Origin of the sequence: Rufibacter sediminis, from assembly GCF_014269285.1 — a bacterium.
Lineage (GTDB): Bacteria > Bacteroidota > Bacteroidia > Cytophagales > Hymenobacteraceae > Nibribacter > Nibribacter sediminis.
The window spans coordinates 58,731-78,628 of the sequence record NZ_JACOAF010000022.1; the positions used below are offsets into that span (position 1 = coordinate 58,731).

Genomic DNA, 19,898 nt, shown 5'->3' on the forward strand with positions numbered 1-19,898 from the left:
TAAAAATTAGAATCTCACGTTGGCACCTACCATCACTGTTCTGGGGCGCGGGTAATACCCCACGTCTACCCCTTGCGCGAAACTGTCTGTGTAGCCAATTTCCGGATCCATGCCGTTATAGTTGGTGAACGTGTACAGGTTGAGGACTGAAGCATAGATTCTGAACTGACGCGCGCGGGTGCTTTGCTTTAGAAGTTGCCCCAGGTTGTAGCCGATGGTCACGTTGCTGATTCTCAGGAAATCACCGTCCTGAATGTATAGATCAGAGAAGTTGGTCCAGTTGCGGGAGTCTTCCGTTACCCTGGGCATGGTGTTGGACGAGCCCGGTCCGTGCCAACGGTCCAGAATAGACGCTGTATAGTTGGCATAGGGGTTGGAATGGTTGCGATACGACTGTACAATCTGGTTTCCGGCCACGCCGGAGGCCAGGAAGGAGAAGTCAAAACCTTTGTAATCTCCGGAGAAAGTGAACCCGAAAGTGTACTCGGGGTTAGGGTTCCCGATCATGGTCTTGTCCAGTTCACTGATCATGCCGTCTCCGTTCACATCCACGTAGCGCACGTCACCCGGCTGGGCATTGGGTTGGATAAGGCCGTTCTCCGCGGAGCGGTACTCGTTCACATCGGCCTCGGTCTGGAAAATACCGGCGGTTTTGTACCCGAAGAAGTACCCGATGGGATATCCGTTCTGGGCGCGGTAGAACTCGGGCGCATTATCAAACAACTGGTTGGTGGCCCCGTGGATGATGCCGTCGCCACTGGGGATCTCGCCTACCTTGTTTTTGTTGTAGGCGCCGTTCACCCCTAAACGGTAATTGAAGTCACCTACTTTGCCATTGTAGGCAAGCGCAACCTCTACCCCGCTGTTCTTCACATCTCCTCCGTTGATAAAGGGTGCCTCAGCCCCAGCCGAGGCCAGAATAGGCGCCACAATGAGCCAGTCTTTGCTGGTTTTCACGTAGTAATCGAAATTGAAATCCACTTTCCCGTTCAGGAAACGGGCATCAAAACCCACGTTGGTTTGCTCAGAAGTTTCCCAATGCAGATCTGGGTTACCCAACCGGCTGCTAAAGGAACCCGGGGTTAATACCCCCTCGGTAGGCCCGAAGTTATAAGTGGCATTAATGATTTGTACCGGAGAAAGGTATTGGAAGAAACCACCGTTCATGTTCCCCACCTGTCCCCAGCTGGCTCTCAGCTTCAGGAAAGACAGCCAATTCTCAGAACCGGCCAGAAAACGCTCATTGGTCATGACCCAACCCGCCGAAACGGACGGGAAGTAGCCCCAACGCTTCAGGAAGCGGGAAGTCCCGTCTGCCCTGAACGTGGCATTGATCAGATAAGTCTCTTTGAAGTTGTAGCTCACCCGCCCGAAGTAAGACATCCGTTTGTCTTCATCCGTCGGGCCTCCGCCCAGAGTCATGTTTGGTGACCCTTCGGTGTTGGTAGCGTTTGAAAGCCAGGCGTACCGGAGATCGGCGATGCTGAGGTTCCGGTTGCTGCCGTTGATGCCCGAGCCCAGGAATTGAAAAGCAGACGAACCCGCCATCACTTCCAGGTTATGGTCTTGCCCCATGGTGAAACCGTAGCTCAGGGTATTGTCAAACATAAGGGTTTTCCCTTTGTTCAACGATTGGTTTACCCGGGTGTAGTCACTGAACGAGTACGCCGAAAGTGTGTAAATTGGCGTATAGGACCGGTCTTCGTTCGCGTAATAATCCACGCCTAAGCTGGTTCTGAACCGCAGGTTTTTGATAGGCTCAATAATCAGGTAGATATCCCCTAAAAGGCGTTGGTTGTTGCGTCTGTTCTGATTACCGTATACCATTTGGGCATAAGGGTTGGCCTCGCCAGTGTTCCAGACAGGAGCGGCTTTACCATCGTTGTTCCAAAAATTGCCTTCCGCATCGTACATCGGAACAAAGGGGCTGGTATTGAAGGCCGCCCGCAACGTGTTGTTGTACTGGTTACCTACCCCAATGCCGTTGTTGTTCACGTACGCGAAGGTCAGGTGCTGGCCAAGCTTCAGGACGTCTTTCAGCAGTTTATGCTCCGTGTTGATGCGGAAGTTGTACCGCTCATAATTAGAGAGCTTCTTTCCGCCTACCACTCCTTCGGTGCCGGTGTACGCCAGCGAGGTGGAGAAAGTGGAGATCTGCGATCCGCCGGAAGCACCTAGGGAATAGTTCTGGGTAACGGCGTCTTTCACAAACATCTCATCCATCCAGTCAGTGTCAGTGGCCAGATTGGCGATCTGGTCGTTGGTGAAGTAAGGCGATTTCCCGGAGTTCACGGCGGCCTCGTTCATAATACCGGCATATTCGCGGGCATTCAGCATGCGGGCTTTCCGGGCGATGTTCTGCACGCCGTAATAGGAATCAAAGGTAATTTGGGCCGGGGTGTCTGCTCTCCCCTGCTTGGTAGTCACCAGCACCACGCCATTGGCTGCCTGGGAGCCGTAGATGGCCGCTGAAGCCGCATCTTTCAGCACGTCAATAGACTCAATATCCGCAGGGTTCAGGTAGTTGATATCGCCTGTGATCACACCGTCCACCACGTACAGTGGACTGGCGTTGGCAATGGTACCCAAGCCCCTGATTACCACACGCATGGCTTCGCCCGGCTGACCGGAGGAAGACGCAATCTGCACCCCCGGCGTTTGCCCCTGCAACGCCTGCAACGCGTTAGTGGTACTCTGCCGCTGCAGGTCTTCGCCTTTGACCTGCACGGTGGCGCCGGTCACCAGCTTCTTCTGCTGCACGCCATACCCAATCACCACTACCTCTTCCAGGGCTTTGGCATCTGACTTCAGGACGATGTTCACCTGGGCCCTGCCATTCACGGCTACCTCCTGCGTGACAAACCCGATGTAGGTAATCACCAGGGTTTCATTGCCGGTGGGAAGGTTCAGTTGAAAGTTCCCCTCCACGTCTGTACCGGTAGCCAAGGTCGCGTTGCCCTTCACACTAACGGTGGCTCCAATAATTGCCCCTCCGTCTTCCTGGGAGGTGACTCTTCCCCTGACGGTTTGTTGGGCAAAGGCCGCCCCGCACAAACAGAGCAACCAAGTAAGTAGTAGGTATTTTCTCATAGATTAACAGAATGACATGAAAAATTTAGGATAGGATCAGGTAAGGATTATTTCAGTTTCACGGAGGCGGTATTTCCAGTGTAAGCGATGGTGGCATCGGCTTTGCCATCAAAAGCGAGGGCTTTGGCTTTGCCAGGCTGCACCAGCACCACATGGAAGGTGCGCTTCTGCAGCATGCCGTTGAACTCGCCCTGGCGTTTGCCCACGGTCAGGGTTTTGGAAGCGTTGTGGTAGGTGATGGGAATGGTGGCGAACTTGCCTTTCTCGTAGTTGTAGTTGGTGTTCTCGTCTTCGTAGAGCTCAAAAGAAGCGTCTTTGCCGCCGTAGACGTAGAGCGTGATGGTCTCGGCTGGCTTCTCGGTGGTGTATTGTAGTTCCGGGCCGAAGGGTAGAATAGAGCCTTCTTTCACAAACAGTGGCATGCGCTCATACGGGGCCGCGGCCGTGATCTGCTGACCGCCCTTCTGGTAAGAACCGTCATAGAGGTTGTACCAACCGGTGTTGGCCGGAAGGTACAGTTTGCGGCTGGTGGCCTGGGCCTCAATTACGGGGTTCACGAGCAAGCTGGGCCCAAACATGAACTGATCGCTGATGTTCTGCACGTTTTTATCAGTGCTGAAATCCATCACCAGCGGACGCATGATGGTGGAGTTCTGGTGGTACACCTGGCCGGTAAGGCTGTAGATGTACGGCATCAGGCGATAGCGCAACTTGTTATAGTACACCATAGACTGGTACGCCTTGTGGTTCTCTGGCGCAATGTTGTAAACTTCCCGGAACGGGTACTGCCCATGCGAGCGGAAAAGCGGGGTGAACGTGCCGTACTGATACCAGCGGGTTTGCAGCTCGCGCCATTCTTCCTGGGCCTCCGGGGTCATGGGGCCGCGGTCATACTTGTTTTCCACGAAGAAACCGCCAATGTCAGTGGTCCAGTAGGGCAACCCAGAAAGGGAGAAGTTAAGACCGGCCGGAATCTGGCGGCCCATTTCCTCAAAGGTAGCGGCAATGTCACCGCTCCAGGTGGCGGCTCCGTAGCGCTGCAACCCGCCGAAAGCCGAGCGGGTCAAAATGAAAACCCGGTCGTTGGGATTGGTGCCGCGCTGGCCTTCATAGATGCCTTTGTTGTGTTGCAGCACGTAGGCGTTGAAGTATTTATCGGCGGAGCCTAAATAGGTGGGGTTCATCAAGGCCTTGCGGTGCGCAATGGAGGAGTTAGACAAGATATCTGGCTCAGAAGCATCCTGCCACCACGCATCAACTCCCATTTTATAGAGCTTTTCGTTAATCAGGTCCCAAAACATGCGGCGACCCTCGGGGTTGAAGGCGTCATAGAACGTAGACACGTAGCCTTTGCCAATCCAGTCTCTGATTTGCTCGTTGATGCTGGTTTTGTAGAGCAGGCCTTTCTGATCGAATTTCTTGTAGGCCTCAATGCCTTCGTAGAACTTAGGCCAGGTGGAAATCATGAGGCGGGCATTGTTGGCGTGTACCTCATTGATCATGCCCTGGGCATCGGGGAAACGGGTTTTGTCGAATTCCTGGCTGCCCCACTGGTCTTCTTTCCAGTAAGACCAATCCTGCACAATGTTGTCCAGGCCAATCTTCCGCTTGCGGAATTCTTTCACTACGTCTAACAGCTCCTGCTGCGTTTTGTAGCGCTCACGGCTCTGCCAGAAACCCATGGCCCACTTGGGCATCACCTGGGCTTTCCCGGTCAACTCACGGTAACCGCTGATGACTTCGTCCATGTTCCGGCCGTACACAAAGTAGTAGGTCATTTTATCGCCGGCTTCTGAGGTGAAGGCGATTTTGTTCTGGTCCTGGGCAGGGGGCGGAGTCAGGAACCGAAGTGCCAGGTAAGACACGCCACCATCTGGGTTCCACTCTATCTTAAAGGAGTGTTTCCTGCCTTTCTGCAGCGGCGCCTTGAAGACTGACATGCCCGGGTTCCAGGCTTCACGCCAGCGGTCCAGCAGCAGTTTATTATCGATCCAGACTTTCACATAGCCAGAAGAAGGCATCTCAAACCGGTGATCACCGGTGGCGTCGCTCTCCAGGAAACCTTCCCAGGTCATGAGGCCACCTTCCAGCGAGTAACCCGCCGGAAAGTTCTTCTGATCCTCCAGAAACTCGAAGTTGATTTCGGCCTCCTGCCGCACGATGGGCGCTTTCCCCGCTTTTTTATCAAAGGCGTAGGTGGCGGTGAGGCCGCCGGGTTTCTGGTCTTTGCCGTAGAGTTTCAGTTTGGACAAAGGCTGGTACGGACGCACGTCGCCAAACTTGGTGATGGAGTTGTTGTCCCACAGAATGCCGTAGTTTTTGCTGGAAACCAGGAACGGCACCACGGCCACCGAGTTGTACTGGGTGAGGTCAATCTGCCAGCCCCGGTAGTTCATGAGGCCAGTTTGGTGCTGCCCCAGGCCGTAAAAAGCTTCTTCTTTGTCCGCGTTGAAGGCTTTCTGCAACCGATAGCTCTGTTCATTGCCCAACAACGTCACCGGCGCGAAGGCCTGCTGCCCCTGGTTGTTTTCCTGCAGCAACAGCTTACCGCCTTTGTCATAGAAAGAAACGGCGCCGTTCTCCGCGGAGACTTCCACGCGCAGGTTTTTGGTATTCAGCACCAGGTTTTTGCCTTTCTCCTGGAACTGCCAGTCGGTTTTTCCTTTTTTACTTTCCAGCACCATCAAGCTAGGCTCCTCAGAGAACTTCTCCACGGGCGTGCCCATCACCTGAATAATGTTATCAGTCACAACCCGCAGTTTCACGAATTGTGGATCACCGGCAGCTTTCTGCTCCAGTTTCACAAGCACTCCGTCTTCCAACTTTTGGTAGTTTTTAACCATCGGCTCCTTGAAGGAAAAGAGCCCGGCGACCAGAGCTAAGCAAAGCGTGTTTCTAATTTTCATTAGATCATTTGTAAAGTGAATTCCTGTTTTCCCGAGGAAGAAGATGCACTGTTGAAAGCGGACTTTTCCGGGGAAATTGAACAGGATGAAGGTAAGGAAGCGACCAGGAGAGCATATGTATCAAATGTTTCCTTTCTATGCTCCATCCGTTAACAAATGAAAAAACCGCATTTTTAGCCTGTAAAAGCAGGTTTTATTTTTCAAAATGTTAACAAGCCAGCCAATTGCCGCTGCCACCGCCGGTTTATTGCCTGTTTTCAGAAAAGGAGCCATAAACGGAAAAGCGCTGGAGTTGATGAATGAATCCTGACTTGAGGCGGTAGAGAGACGCCATCGGCACAGACGCTCGCAGGTCCTCCGGACGCTACGAAGTCTTTGGAGCAGACGGTATAGCGGTGGCAAGCAGAAACTCCCCTCCTATTTTAGGAGGGGTGCCCGAAGGGCGGGGTGGTAAAAGGACGGCAGAATGAGTCCAGAACGTGGATGGCCTGCCATGCGCCTGTCGCTGCTATCGCAGCGAGGGTAGTCTGGAGACTACCCGGCATCAGAAGGCACGAGTTGAAAACTCGCGCCAGCAGGAAGGAAGAAAGAAAGAAAGAAAGAAAGGCGCGTGGGCGTTTAGAGGCTGTTTTTGGAAAACGGGACCATAAACGGTAGCTCCTCTCTGGGGTTTGCTGCGGAAGCTATGGGCGGTTTGACCTAAGTGGCTGGCTGAGTCTGTTTGCTTTCTGCGTAAACCGATGGCAGCATGTGGTACTCCTCTTTGAAGTACTTGGAGAAGTACCTCGGGTTGTTGAAGCCGACGGCGTAGGCTACTTCGGCTACGGTGAGCTGGCTTTTCTCCAGAAGTTGCGCGGCCCGGGCCAGCCGAATCTTCCGGATGAACTCTACCGGCGACTGGCCGGTGAGCGCCACAATCTTCTTGTACAGGTACACCCGGCTAATGCCCAGCTCGCGGCTCATCATCTCCACGGAGAACTCGGCGGAGTCCATGTTCTCTTCCACTACCTTGATAGCTTTCTGAATGAGTTTATCGTCCAGGGAGACAATGTCAATGGAGCTGGTTTGCACGCTGATCTTCTTTCCGTAGGCTTTCTGCAGGAGCTGGCACTGGGCAATGAGGTTAGACATGCGCGAAAGCAGCAGCTCAAAATTGAACGGCTTGGTGATGTAGTCGTTGGCGCCAATGCCCAGGCCTTTGAGTTTCTGCTCCTCGGCGGTTTGGGCGGTGAGCAGGATGAACGGAATGTGCGAGGTGCGGGCATCGGACTTAATTTTCTTGCAGAAATCAATGCCGTTGAGCTCCGGCATCATGAGATCGCTCACAATCAGGTCGGGCAAGTTGGAAAGCGCTTTTTGCCAGCCTTCTTTGCCGTTTTTAGCCTCCAGCACGGTAAAATGCGCGCTCAGGTTCTCTTTGAGGTACGTTCTGAAATCCTCGCTGTCCTCTACCAGCAACACCACCAGCTCGTGTTCTGGCGCGTCTGCGGGAGTTCCTTTGGCAGGCACTGGTTTCTTTTCTACGGTCGTAATTTCCTCGGTCAGTTCTTCGGGGTCATCCATCGCCACCACGGCACCGGTCACTTTGATAGGCAGGGTAACAGTAAAGCAACTGCCCAGGCCGGGTTCACTCTGCACCTGAATCAAGCCGCCGTGGATTTTCACGAACTCGCGGGTGATGGACAACCCGATGCCGCTGCCCTGGTTCACCAGATTGTCCGGCACGTCTTCCCGGAAGAAGCGGTCAAAGATCTTCGCCTGGTTTTCTTTGGAGATCCCGATGCCCGTGTCGGTTACCTTGATCTCCAGCAGGTGCAAGCCTTCTGAGGCCGAATCATTCTCGTGGCAGTTCACCTCTACTTTGATGTCTCCGTTCTCGGGCGTGAACTTGAAGGCGTTGGACAGCAGGTTGAACAGGATCTTGCCCAGTTTGTCCATATCAAAGGAGGCGTGCAGCTCCCGCACGGTGGTCTCAAACGACAGGTTCACGTGGTTTTTCTCGGACAAATCTGAGAAAGAATACACTGCCTCTTTGATGAACTTGACAATGTTGCCGTGCGACGGCGCGAAAGCGACTTCCTCCACCTCCAACTTCCTGAAGTCCAGCAACTGGTTCACCAGCAGCAGCAGGCGCTTGGCGTTGCGGTTGATCATCTGGAACTGGCGGGACTGTTCTGCATCCTGCGCGGTGGCCAGCAGTTTTTCCAGTGGGGCCAGAATGAGCGTGAGCGGCGTCCTGAACTCATGGCTGATGTTGGTGAAAAACTTAATCTTCATGAGGTGCAGTTCCCGCATGTGTTTCACCTCCCGGCGCTCCCGCTCCAGCTCAAATTTCTCGTTCGCCTTCTGCTTCTCCATTCTGCGCACCAGCACCAAGATCAAAAAGGCCGATAGAAAATAGGCTACATACGCCATGTCTGAGCGCCAGAACGGCACCTTCACCTCAATGTTCAGACTGATTCCTTCTTTGTTCCAGAGCCCATCGTTGTTTGACGCCTTCACGATCAGCTGGTAGTTTCCCGGGTCTAAGTTGGTGTAGGTGATGCGCCGATTCTTACCGTCTGTGGTGTGCCAGTCTTTGTCAAACCCTTCCAGCTTGTACAGGTACTTGTTTTTCTCGGAGTGGAAGAAGTTGAGGGCGGCAAACTCCACGGTGAACATGTTCTGGTCATGCTGCAGCGTGATCTGGTCGGTCACGGCCAAGGCCTGGGGCAGAATCACGCTTCCGTCCACCTCCTCCCCTACTTTCAGGCTCTTGCTGAACAGCTGGAAATCAGTGAAGACAATGGTGGGCACCACTTGGTTGGAGGTCAGCTCGCCGGGCTGGAATATATTGAATCCATTAGGGCCGCCAAACACCACTTCGCCTTGGCGGGTCAGGAAAGCGGCGTTCTCATTGAAGACTTTGCCCTGCAACCCGTCAGACTCATCATAGTTGTGGACTGCAAAGGAGATTTCTTCGGCTTGCCGGCCTTTGATCTCCAGTTTAGAGATTCCGTTGGGCGTACTGATCCAGAGGTCGTGGTGCCGGTCTTCCAGGATGTTCAGGATGATGTTATCGGCGAGGCCGTTTTCCTTGGTGAATAACCGAAACGAGTTCGTTTCTGGGTTGAAGAGGTTGAGCCCTTCATTGGTCCCCACCCACATGTTCTGCCGGCTGTCTCGGAAAATGCTCAGCACCGCGTTACTGCTCAGGCTTCTGGGGTTTTGGGGATCGTTTTTGAATTGAAGCAGCTTTCCGGAAGCCGGCTGGAGCACTTCCACCCCAATATCGCCTCCGGTCCAGAGGTTGCCTTTGCTGTCTTCGGCGATAGCCGCCACGTACAGGGCATCAATCCCAGGTTGGCCAGGGGCCCGGTGGTACGAGCGGAACTGCCCAGTAGCCGGGTCCAGTTGCTGCAGCCCGCCGCGCATGGTGCCCACCCAAAGCCGGTTCTGGCGGTCCTGGAACATTTCCCACACGTTGTCGTGCCCCAGGCTGGAGGGGTCCTGCGGGTTGTGCCGGTAGCGGGTGAATTTCTTTCCGTCAAACTTGTTCAGGCCACCCAGGTAAGTACCCACCCACAGGTTCTGCTCCTTGTCTAGCAGCAGACTGACCACTACGTTGCTGCTGAGGCTGCGGGGGTCTGCCGGGTTGTGCTGGTAGCGGGTGTACTGCCCGGTGCTGCGGTTCCAGTAAAGCAAACCACCGCCGTTGGTGCCCATCCAGAGATTGCCCTGGGCGTCTTCCAAAAACCGGTTAATGTCGCCGTAGGGTAGGCTGCCTTTGACCAGCAGTTGGTTTTGGTGGTGCTGGAAACGCAGCAGGTTCTTGTGGTAGTAGTTCACCCCTTTTTTATAGGTACCCAACCAGATAATGCCTTCGCGGTCTTTGTAGATGGAGATGAGGCTGTTGTGCGAAAGGCTGTTTCCTATTTCGGGGCAGTTTTGGACAAACTGCACCGAAAGCGCATTTTTATCCACGATGTTGATGCCGCCGTGGTCGGTGGCCAGCCAGATTTTGCCGTCTTCGTTTTCCACGATGCCCCGCACCAGGTTGGAGTTCAGCCGAAGGGAGGGCGCGTGCTCATGAAACTGCTGGAAAGTTCTGGCGGCCGTACGGTACAGAAAAGCCCCAAAGCTTTCAGTGGAAGAGTAAAACCAGAGATCATCGTCTTTGTCAATGGTCATGCCGTAGCCCATCGCCTGGCCTTTGAACGTTTCCTGAAGGCCTTCTTCCTGGGCCACTACTTTCAAGGTCTTGCCGTTCAGCTTTTCCAGTAATCCGTTGGCATGCAGCACCCAGAGATCACCCTGCGCGGTGAATTCAATGGCATTGATGGGGCTGGAAGCGACTTGACTGGCACCGGAAGCAGGGAGCTTCACGGGGAAAGAAACGTTGGTTTTGGGGTTGTACCTGGTAAGACCTGCTCTGGTTTGCAGAAACCAGTAATTGCCGCTTTTGTCTTGCCAGATGTTTTCTACCGGCGCTTGCGGCAGGGAGTACTTTTTAAGTAGTGAGGCGTAATTGCGGTCAAACCTATCTTCCTGGGGTTTGTAGACGGTAAGCCCTTTCTGCGTGGTGATCCAGATGTTGCCGTCCGGGTCTTCAGCAAGTTTGCTGATGCTGTTGTCTCTGAGCGAGGCAGTGCTCCTGGAATTGTGCCGGAAAACTTTTACCTCGTATCCGTCGAACCGGTTCAGCCCGGAAGACGTCCCGATCCAGATGTAGCCTTTGCGGTCTTTCAGAAAGCAGTTGACTTGGTTATGGGAAAGGCCGTTGTTCACATCCAGGCGAAGGAAACGGCGCTGTTCCGGCAGGTTCGCCCACGTGGGTAGGGCAGTGAGGAATCCGGTTACGGCAAAGGCAATATGTAGTAGAAAGCGGATAGACATATTTAAAACTTCACCGGTAAAATCGGGCTACCTCCCTAGGGCACTTTCGTTTCAGAGAAGCGAGAACCTGAAGAAAAGCAGCGGATGGCCCTCGTACGCGCTGCTGTGTGCAGCTGGCGGTCAGGAGGGCAATTTTCAGGCTTGCTGCCGAACGCAGATTCAGCCAACCCGCTTGTCGAATTCTTATGCAATATAGACCTTTTCATAAAAATAAGCCAGATTCAATTTAAAAGCCTCAACCAGCGCAGGTTTCTCTTCTTTTGGATTGCAAAAAATGCAAATCCTTTAAAAGACGAAGGATCATCGTTTCAGCCCTAGTTTACCGAAATCAGCCCAAAAACAAAGCCAGCATCGGGCGCACAGACAAGCATCTTTTTACAGTCCTATAGCCAAAGATCCCAGTTCCAACATCGCTTCCAGCGGTTTGCTACCTGACAACCACCCGAACCGGAAAGCAGAATTTTAAAGTCGATGATCCTGAACAGAATCTGATTCTAGCGGTTTATACAGAACCATCGCGCTGGCAATCTTCCATCGTTTTAGCCGTTCTTTTCATAAAACAGGCCTAAAACAACCGGTTGCTTCTGCCCGGAAGAAACGAGCGGAAACTACTGACCAGCAAGGTTTGCGGAGAAAGCAGGCCGGTCCTGGGTTAGGCAGGTGTCATCGTTTAAAAATTGTTTCCTTAACTTTGCCCTATGGAATTTACGGTACAACAGATTGCTGATCTACTCCAGGGCCAGGTGCAAGGAGACGGAAACGCCACAGTAAACAGACTGGCGAAGATTGAAGAAGGTGCTCCCGGCTCCCTTTCCTTCCTCTCAAACGCGAAATACGAGCACTTCCTCTATACCACCGGGGCTACGGCGGTGATCGTATCCAACACCCTGGAATTAAAGCAGCCGGTTACCGCCAACCTTATTCTGGTGGAAGACCCGTATTCATCTTTCTCCACGTTACTGGAAGTGTACCAACAAGCCGTGGCCGCCGCCCGGCAGGGCGTAGAAGAACCTTGCTTCATCGGGGAGAATTCCACCATCGGCGATCGCCATTACAGGGGTGCTTTCTCCTATATAGGTAAAAACTGCAAGATTGGCAGCGGCGTGCACATCTATCCGCAGGTGTACATTGGTGACAACGTGACCATTGGGGACAACACCGTTCTGTTTTCCGGAGCCAAGATTTACGCCGATTGTGTGATTGGAAGTTCGTGCACCATCCACGCCGGGGCCGTGATTGGCAGTGACGGGTTCGGCTTCGCGCCGCAGAAAGACGGGTCTTACAAGGCCATTCCGCAAATTGGGAACGTAGTGCTGGAAGACCACGTGAGCATTGGGGCCAACACCACCGTAGACTGCGCCACCATGGGCTCTACCATCATCCGGACGGGTACCAAGATTGACAACCTGGTACAGGTGGCCCATAACGTGGAGATTGGCCGCCATACCGTAGTAGCCGCGCAGACGGCTTTTGCGGGCTCGTCTAAAGTAGGGAACTACTGCACCATTGCCGGTCAGGTAGGTGTGGTAGGCCACGTGAGCATCGCTGATAAAACCATCATTGGGGCAAAATCAGGCATTTCCAAAAACATCAAAGAAGAGGGGACTTTCGTGCAGGGAGCGCCCGCTTTCGACTATAAACAGAACCTAAGGGCCATGGCCGTTTTCCGGAAACTACCCGAGTTGCAGAAACAGGTAGAGGAACTCAGAGAAAAGCTTTAACTTTAGCCCCTCTTTACCTATTTAGTGCTTCATGAACGATAAACAGCATACCATAAAGGCGCCGGTGACGGTCTCTGGGATTGGATTGCATACGGGAGTGGTGTCAAACATGACGTTTATACCAGCTCCCATCAACCACGGGTATAAATTCCAACGCATTGATTTGCCTGACCAACCCATAGTTGACGCCGATGTAGACAACGTGGTGGATCTTTCCCGCGGCACTACCATTGAACAGAATGGTGCCCGTGTCAACACCGTGGAGCACGTTTTGGCCGCCTTGGTGGGCTTAGAGATAGACAACGTCCTGATCCAGATTGACGGCCCCGAGCCGCCCATCATGGACGGTTCTTCCATCTTGTTCGTACGTCCGTTGCTGGAAGTGGGCCTGGAAGAGCAGAATGCCCTGCGCAACTTCTTTGAGGTACCCGAGGAGATTATGTTCCGGGACGGATCACGGGAGACCGAGATTGCCATTCTTCCCCTGGATGATTACCGCGTGACCGTGATGGTAGATTACCACTCGCCGGTTCTGGGTTCGCAGCACGCCTCTTTGACCGACCTGCGTCAGTTCAAAGATGAGATTGCCTCCTGCCGCACCTTCTGCTTTCTCCACGAGATTGAGATGCTGTACAAGCAAAACCTGATCAAAGGCGGTGACCTGAGCAACGCCATTGTGGTGGTTGACCGCGTGGTGGAAGACAATGAACTGGACTACCTCTCTGATCTCCTGAAAAAGCCCAAAGTGGCCGTGAAGAAGGAAGGCATTCTCAACAACGTGGACCTGCGCTACAAAAACGAACCCGCTCGCCACAAACTCCTGGATTTGATTGGGGACCTGGCTTTGGTGGGCCGTCCGTTGAAAGGGCAGATTCTGGCCGCCCGTCCGGGGCACGCGTCCAACGTGGCATTTGCCAAGAAGATCAAGAAATACATCAAGGAGACATCGGTGAAGAACGCGCCGGTGTATGATCCCAAGAAGACTCCGGTGATGGACATCAACCGCATCACCCAGACCTTGCCGCACCGGTATCCGTTCATCCTGATTGACAAGATCATCCACCTGGACGAAACCACCGTGACCGGCGTGAAGAACGTGACCATGAACGAGTCCTTCTTCCAGGGACATTTTCCGGGAAACCCCGTGATGCCGGGCGTGATTTTGATTGAGGCGATGGCCCAAACCGGCGGCATTTATGTATTAAGCACCGTTCCAGACCCAGAGAATTACTGGACGTACTTTATGGGCGTGGACAAATGCCGCTTCCGCCGGAAAGTAGTCCCCGGAGATACCATTATTTTTAAATGCGAGCTGTTAGCGCCTATTAAACGGGGCATTGCCAGAATGCAGGGCCAGGCTTACGTGGCCGGGCAACTGGTGATGGAGGCCGAGATGTTAGCAAGTATCGTAAGGAAAGACGCATGAACCAGCCATTAGCTTACATCCACCCCGAAGCCAAAATCGCCACCAACGTGGTGGTAGAGCCGTTCACTACCATCTCTAAAAATGTGGAGATTGGCGAAGGCACCTGGATTGGCCCTAACGTGACCATCATGGAAGGCGCCCGCATTGGGAAAAACTGCCAGATTTACCCGGGCGCGGTGATCTCGGCCCCGCCGCAGGACCTCAAGTACAAAGGCGAGCCTTCCACGGTGACCATCGGGGATAATACCATCATCCGGGAGTGCGTGACGTTGAACCGGGGCACGGCGCTGGACAAGAACACCACCGCCATTGGCACCAACTGCCTCATCATGGCGTACGTGCACGTGGCCCACGACTGCATCATCGGCAACAACGTGATTGTGGCCAACGGGGTGCAATTGGCGGGGCACATTGTGGTGCATGACCATGTATTCATTGGCGGTACCTCGGCGGTGCACCAGTTTGTGAGCATTGGGGCGCATGCTATGGTGTCTGGCGGTTCCTTGGTGCGGAAAGACGTGCCGCCGTTCATCAAAGCCGGCCGTGAGCCGTTGTCGTACGCCGGGGTGAACTCCATTGGCTTGCGCCGCAGAGGGTTTACCAACGAGCAGATCACCGATATTCAGCAGATTTACCGCATTCTCTTCATGAGCGGCCTGAACACGGCCTCGGCGGTAGAGAAAATAGAGATTGACTTAGCGCCCAGCGCCGAGCGCGACGAGATCCTGAACTTTGTGCGCAACTCGGGCCGCGGCATTATCAAAGGCTACCAACGCGATGCAGATTAAGCTTACCTCTTTAGGCAAGCGTTTCAATTACGAGTGGATTTTCCGGAATCTGTCCTATGAGTTTGTCTCGGGCAAGGCGTATGCCGTGCTGGGGCACAATGGGTCCGGGAAATCCACTTTGCTTTCCATCCTCAGCGGTTTCCAACTTCCCACTGAAGGCTCCGTCTCCTATTCCGCCGCCGGGAAAAACATCCCCGTGGAGGAGCTATACCGTTCCTTATCCTTAGCCGCGCCGTACCAGGACCTGCTGGAGGAATTCACGCTGGAGGAGATGATCCAGTTTCATACGCGCTTTAAACCGTTGCGCGGTATCAGCGCCCAGCAACTTCCCGATCTTCTTCAGCTACAGGCCGCCCGGCACAAACTTGTGCGCGACTTCTCCTCGGGCATGCGCCAGCGGCTGAAACTGGGCCTAGCCCTTTACTCAGATACCCCCCTCCTCTTACTGGACGAGCCCACCACCAACCTGGACCAAGCCGGCGTAGCCTGGTACCTAGAACACCTTGCCCGCAACCGGCAGAACCGACTGGTCATCATCGGGTCCAACGTGCTGCACGAGTACAGCTTCTGCGATGAACAACTGCCCATCAATGACTTCCATTACAAAGCACCGGAGCGCAAAAGGCTATAACTGGCACTTGCGTTTTGAGGCAGTTTTGCAGAAATCGGCCTTAAAACAAGTCTAAAACGCAAACAAGTTGAAGGAAGCTTTATCTAATAAGCTACTTGAGGTTAGAATCTGGGCTGTCTGTTGTAGTATTCTAAAGCGAGAGAGGGAATTCAGCAAGGGGGCTGCCCCACTCAATTCCCAGCATACTTCAGAACTCAAAAGACCTCGTAGTGTCCGGAGGTCCTACGAGTGTCTTCCTGCCATGAGCCGTTCCGGCACCGAAACAAGGGAAACCCGTTTCAAGCCTGTTTTCACCAAAATAGTCCCAAAACGCCACAATCTATGGCGCGGATTTACTTCCGTGCCTTTTGGAAAGTAGAGGGAAGTCACGGAAGTAAATCCGCGCCATAGTTGCCCTTTCAGCATTTTGCACTCGTGCATAATAGGGCAACCACAAGGGATTGCCCCTACATTTTAAGCCTGTTTTACCAAAACAACCCCAAAACGCCTAAACTGAAAAAAGCCACCTAACCGGTGGCTTTCCCATATATGTAGTAAGATGGCGCTAATACTCTTTTAATTAAAACAGCTTCAGAACCAATTTGTTTATTCGTTGGCCGGATACATCTCTGGCGGCTCTTTCTCCTTGGTTTTGACGATGAACGGCCGAAGCGCCTCGGTCTCGTCCAGGTATAAAAAGGCGTCATAGCGTTCCGGGATGATGGTGGGCACGTAATTGCCGTACTTCTCGCGGTTAGGGTCGTACACCACGCCAATGGCCCGGTGATCAATCTGTTGCTTCACCTCGGAGATCTCGCGGAGTTCTCTGGAAAGCAAGAGCTTGTCAGTAGCTCCCAAGTTGTGCAGCCAGTCTTCCCAGGAACCTTTGCGGGCGGGCGGCACTTCCATTTTCTTCATGGGCGCGCCCCAGGAGTCACCGGCAATCACGGAACCTTCGTAGGAACCGAAGCCCGCCAGGTACACGTTTTCGCGGCCGTACTGCTCGCGGGCCAGTTGCCCGATGTTCACCATGCCGGCGCGGGCCATGTCAGTAAAGCGTGCATCCCCCACGTGGGTGTTGTGCTCCCAGATGATGGCTTTGGAATCGGGGCCGTGGAATTCCAGCAGGCGGTTGAGCGTCTCCATCATGTGGCCGTCGCGCACGTTCCAGGAATTGCCGCCGCCGCGGACCATGGCTTTGTAGTAGCGCTCAGCGTTTACCGCCACCAGGGCGTTCTGCTCCGCATCGAAAACTGCCTCGGGGTTGGCCGGTTCGCCTTGTTCGCGTTTGCCCAGCTCCTGCAACATGGAAATGACTTCGTCTTCGCAGTCTTCAGAGACATAGGCCACGGCGCGGGCGTATTCCTGCGGATCTGAGCTGTAGGGCTCAAAACATTTGAAGGCTTCTTTGGCGGCTTTCACGGCGTGCCCGTCTTTCTTCTCCAGGTACTTCATGATCTGGTTCAGAGAGTCCCAGAGACTGTACACATCCAAACCGTAGAAACCGATTTTGTTTGTGTTCGGCCGATCGTTGTTTTCTTTGAGCCATTCCACCAAAGCCGCCACTTCCCAGTTGCCCCACATCCAGGTGGGCCAGCGGTTGAAATGCTTGAGCACGTCAGACACTTTGGTGCCGGGTTTGCAGTACCCGCGTATGAACTTGTTGATTTGGTAGCAGTCAGGCCAATCGCCTTCCACCGCAATGAAGGTAAAGCCTTTCTCTTCTATGAGGCGCTTGGAGATGGCCGTCCGCCAGGAGTAATACTCAGAGGTGCCGTGTGAGGCCTCCCCTAGCATTACAATGCGGGCGTCTCCAATATCCTCCAGCAGAACATCTAAATCAGCTTTGTTCTCCAGCCGGTGGTACGGCAGTTTTGAATAGGTCATGGAATTTGAGGGAAAAATGAACTCCCTGCCTTTTACCCCGCATCGCTTTTAAAAGTTTGCCCGTTTTTAGCCTATTTTTTCAAAAAAAGGCCAAAAGGATCCGTCCCCAAAAAGCGTGTCTTAGAATAATAAAATTACAGCGAACTTCTGCCTGCCACGTCTGGCACGTGTCACTATTTCCGATTGGCTCCACTCCCGGCGTGATAGAACGCGGCTTCCATTTCTTCAGATTTCAGGCCGAATGATTTGACAGACCGCTGCTCTACCAGAATAAACCGGCAACATAGGCTGCTCCACGTTTTTGGCCTTATTTCGCAAAAGAGCAAACAAAACGAGGCAGCCATACCCGGTACAGCTGCCTCGTTTCTATTGGTTTATTACAACTGGTTAATTAGAGCCGAACACCCGCTTAAGCAGTTCTGTAGTGCGCGCGATGGGGTTCTCTCTAATGTTGGCTTCCTCCTGGGCTACCAGGGTGAACAGGCCGTCAATGGCGCGCTGGGTGGCGTATGACTCCAGATTAGGATCGGCTTTTTTCACCAGCGGTATTTTGTTGTAGCGGTTCACCAGATCAGAGTAGTACTTGGTGGCACTCACTTTGTCCAGAGACTGCTTCATGATGGGGCTGAACGCCGAGGTCAGCTGGCTGGTGGTGGTTCTTTTCAGGAACTGGGTAGCCGCATCTTTCTCGCCGCGCAGAATGTTCCATACATCGTTGAAGGTGAGCTGCTTGATGGCGTTCAGGAAGATGGGGGCCGCACTTTTGGCCGCGTCCTCGGCCCCGCGGTTGAGCGTCAGGATAAATTTATCCACTTCGGAACCCAGCCCGATGGAACGCAAAGTGTTCTCCACGCGCTGCACATCCGGCGGAAAAGGAATCCGAATGAGGCTGTTTTTATAGAAACCATCAGTTTGGGAAGCCTGCGCCGTACCTTTGTTGATGCCCTGCGACAGCGCTTGTTTCAGACCAGAAGCCACCTCAGACTGGGTTAAAGTTCCGGTTTGTCCCGTTTGCCCGGTTTGCTGCATGACCCCGCCCAGGGCTTGTTGTACCTGAGCGGTGGTGCAGGAAGTGAACCCGATTAAAATGAAGCCGCCCAAAACAAATAAGGGGGAGACTAGTTTCTTCATACGTGCGTACATGTGTAGTAATTTTGATCAAGGAAAGGTCAGGAAGGTATTCGCATAAATCAAGCCAAATAAATGAAAAAGGAAATATCGGCAGAGATCATGACCATTGGGGATGAGCTGCTGTACGGTCAGGTGGTGGACACCAACTCGGCCTGGCTGGGCCAAGAACTAGGGAAAACCGGCATCCGGGTGAAGCAAATCACCAGCATCTCTGACAACCCAGACGCCATCTGCGAGGCCCTGACTCAAGCCATCTCCCGAGTGGATGTGGTGCTGATTACCGGTGGTCTGGGCCCTACCAAAGACGATCTCACCAAGCACACGCTAACCCGCTACTTCAACACCGAGTTGCAACTGCATCAGCCTTCTTTGGATGACGTGGAGGATATTTTCCGGAAGTATAACCGCCCCATGCTGGAGGTAAACCGGCAACAGGCGTTTCTGCCCGCTTCCTGCACGCCCGTCCGGAATGTGCTGGGCACCGCGCCGGGCATGTTGTTCCAGGAGCAGGACACCGTCATTGTGTCCATGCCGGGCGTGCCGTTTGAGATGAAGCGGATGGTCACCGACACGGTCCTTCCCTTTTTGCAACAGCATTTCCAGCTGCCGCAGATCATGCACAAAGTGGTGCAGACCATTGGCATTGGAGAATCTTTCTTAGCCGAGAAAATTGCCGATTGGGAAGACACCCTGCCGCCTAACCTCAAGCTGGCCTACCTACCTTATTTAGCCGGCGTGCGCCTGCGCCTCACCGGTTTTTCTGATAACCAGCCGGTCCTGGAAGCCCAAATGCAAGAGCGCATAGACGCCTTAGCCGCCCTCCTGCCCGACAATATCTTTGCCTTTGGCGAAGTCACCCTGGAAGAAGCCATTGGCCAGCTGCTGAAAGAGCGTAACCTCACCATCTCCACCGCCGAGAGCTGCACCGGCGGCCTGGTGGCCCATAAACTGACTAGCGTCCCTGGCAGTTCGGCCTATTTTACGGGCAGCGTGGTGGCGTACAGCAATGACGTCAAAAAGGTGCAACTGGGCGTGTCCTCAGAAACCTTGGAGACCCACGGAGCCGTGAGCGAGGAGACAGTGAAAGCCATGGCCCAAGGCGTGCGCCGCCTCCTGAAAACCGACATCGGGATTTCCACCAGCGGCATTGCTGGGCCAGACGGCGGCACGCCCGAGAAGCCCGTGGGCACCATCTGGATCGCCTACGCCGATGCCCACCAAACCATTGCCCGCAAGATCAACTACAACAAGACGCGTCTGCTCAATATGGAGTACACCACCCTGCAAGTCCTGGATCTTGTGCGGCAAAGTTTGCGCCGCCGGGTTGAGGAATAAGTAAAAAAGCCTAAATTTGCCTAACAACAGTTAGGTTCACCGGAAACTGTGGCGGCTTTGCAGAAATCATTCGTGGTTTTTCTGTAACATTGTACGTACCGGCACCCTCCGCCTGACTGCGGTACTCGT

Annotated in this window: 10 protein-coding genes; 5 read left to right on the forward strand and 5 right to left on the reverse strand. The window is 53.8% G+C overall.

Features of this window, described 5'->3' with window-relative positions; genetic code table 11:
* Positions 1-6: 6 nt before the first annotated feature.
* The 3 genes from H7U12_RS09485 to H7U12_RS09495 all read right to left on the reverse strand — a co-directional run bounded on the left by H7U12_RS09485 (position 7) and on the right by H7U12_RS09495 (position 10,871).
* A complete protein-coding gene (locus H7U12_RS09485; RefSeq protein ID WP_186636585.1) occupies positions 7-3,090 on the reverse strand; it encodes a SusC/RagA family TonB-linked outer membrane protein in 3,084 nt (1,027 codons plus the stop codon).
* 47 nt (positions 3,091-3,137) lie between these two features.
* Positions 3,138-5,996 (reverse strand): TIM-barrel domain-containing protein, encoded by a 2,859-nt coding sequence (locus H7U12_RS09490; protein WP_186636587.1) that lies wholly within the window; start codon positions 5,994-5,996, stop codon positions 3,138-3,140.
* Positions 5,997-6,695: 699 nt separating this feature from the next.
* The gene (locus H7U12_RS09495) at positions 6,696-10,871 is read right to left on the reverse strand and encodes a hybrid sensor histidine kinase/response regulator transcription factor (RefSeq protein ID WP_186636589.1); all 4,176 of its coding nucleotides are present in this window, start codon (positions 10,869-10,871) and stop codon (positions 6,696-6,698) included.
* A 698-nt stretch (positions 10,872-11,569) separates the two neighbouring features.
* Between H7U12_RS09495 and lpxD the strand changes: the two genes are divergently transcribed.
* Genes lpxD through H7U12_RS09515 form a run of 4 tightly spaced genes read left to right on the forward strand, consistent with a single transcriptional unit; the run spans position 11,570 to position 15,437 of the window.
* Positions 11,570-12,592, forward strand: coding sequence for a UDP-3-O-(3-hydroxymyristoyl)glucosamine N-acyltransferase (gene lpxD, locus H7U12_RS09500; protein WP_186636590.1), 1,023 nt, complete (start codon positions 11,570-11,572; stop codon positions 12,590-12,592).
* Positions 12,593-12,623: 31 nt separating this feature from the next.
* Positions 12,624-14,018, forward strand: a complete 1,395-nt coding sequence (locus H7U12_RS09505; protein WP_186636591.1) for a bifunctional UDP-3-O-[3-hydroxymyristoyl] N-acetylglucosamine deacetylase/3-hydroxyacyl-ACP dehydratase — start codon at positions 12,624-12,626, stop codon at positions 14,016-14,018.
* Positions 14,015-14,806, forward strand: a complete 792-nt coding sequence (gene lpxA, locus H7U12_RS09510) for an acyl-ACP--UDP-N-acetylglucosamine O-acyltransferase (protein WP_186636592.1) — start codon at positions 14,015-14,017, stop codon at positions 14,804-14,806. Before H7U12_RS09505 ends, lpxA begins: the two co-directional genes overlap by 4 nt.
* Positions 14,796-15,437 (forward strand): ABC transporter ATP-binding protein, encoded by a 642-nt coding sequence (locus H7U12_RS09515; protein WP_186636593.1) that lies wholly within the window; start codon positions 14,796-14,798, stop codon positions 15,435-15,437. The genes lpxA and H7U12_RS09515 overlap by 11 nt, the downstream gene beginning before the upstream one ends.
* Before the next feature lie 585 nt (positions 15,438-16,022).
* Here the strand turns inward: H7U12_RS09515 and H7U12_RS09520 are convergent.
* Together H7U12_RS09520 and H7U12_RS09525 are read right to left on the reverse strand one after the other, a co-directional pair.
* Positions 16,023-17,303 carry an erythromycin esterase family protein gene (locus H7U12_RS09520; protein ID WP_186636594.1) on the reverse strand — a complete coding sequence of 427 codons (1,281 nt, stop codon included), beginning with the start codon at positions 17,301-17,303 and terminating at the stop codon, positions 16,023-16,025.
* 387 nt (positions 17,304-17,690) lie between these two features.
* Entirely contained in the window at positions 17,691-18,434 is a 744-nt protein-coding gene (locus H7U12_RS09525; RefSeq protein WP_186636597.1) for a DUF4197 domain-containing protein, read from the reverse strand.
* Positions 18,435-18,506: 72 nt separating this feature from the next.
* Here H7U12_RS09525 and H7U12_RS09530 point away from each other — a divergent pair, with 72 nt between their 5' ends.
* Positions 18,507-19,769 carry a competence/damage-inducible protein A gene (locus H7U12_RS09530; protein WP_186636600.1) on the forward strand — a complete coding sequence of 421 codons (1,263 nt, stop codon included), beginning with the start codon at positions 18,507-18,509 and terminating at the stop codon, positions 19,767-19,769.
* The last annotated feature ends 129 nt before the right edge of the window (positions 19,770-19,898 follow it).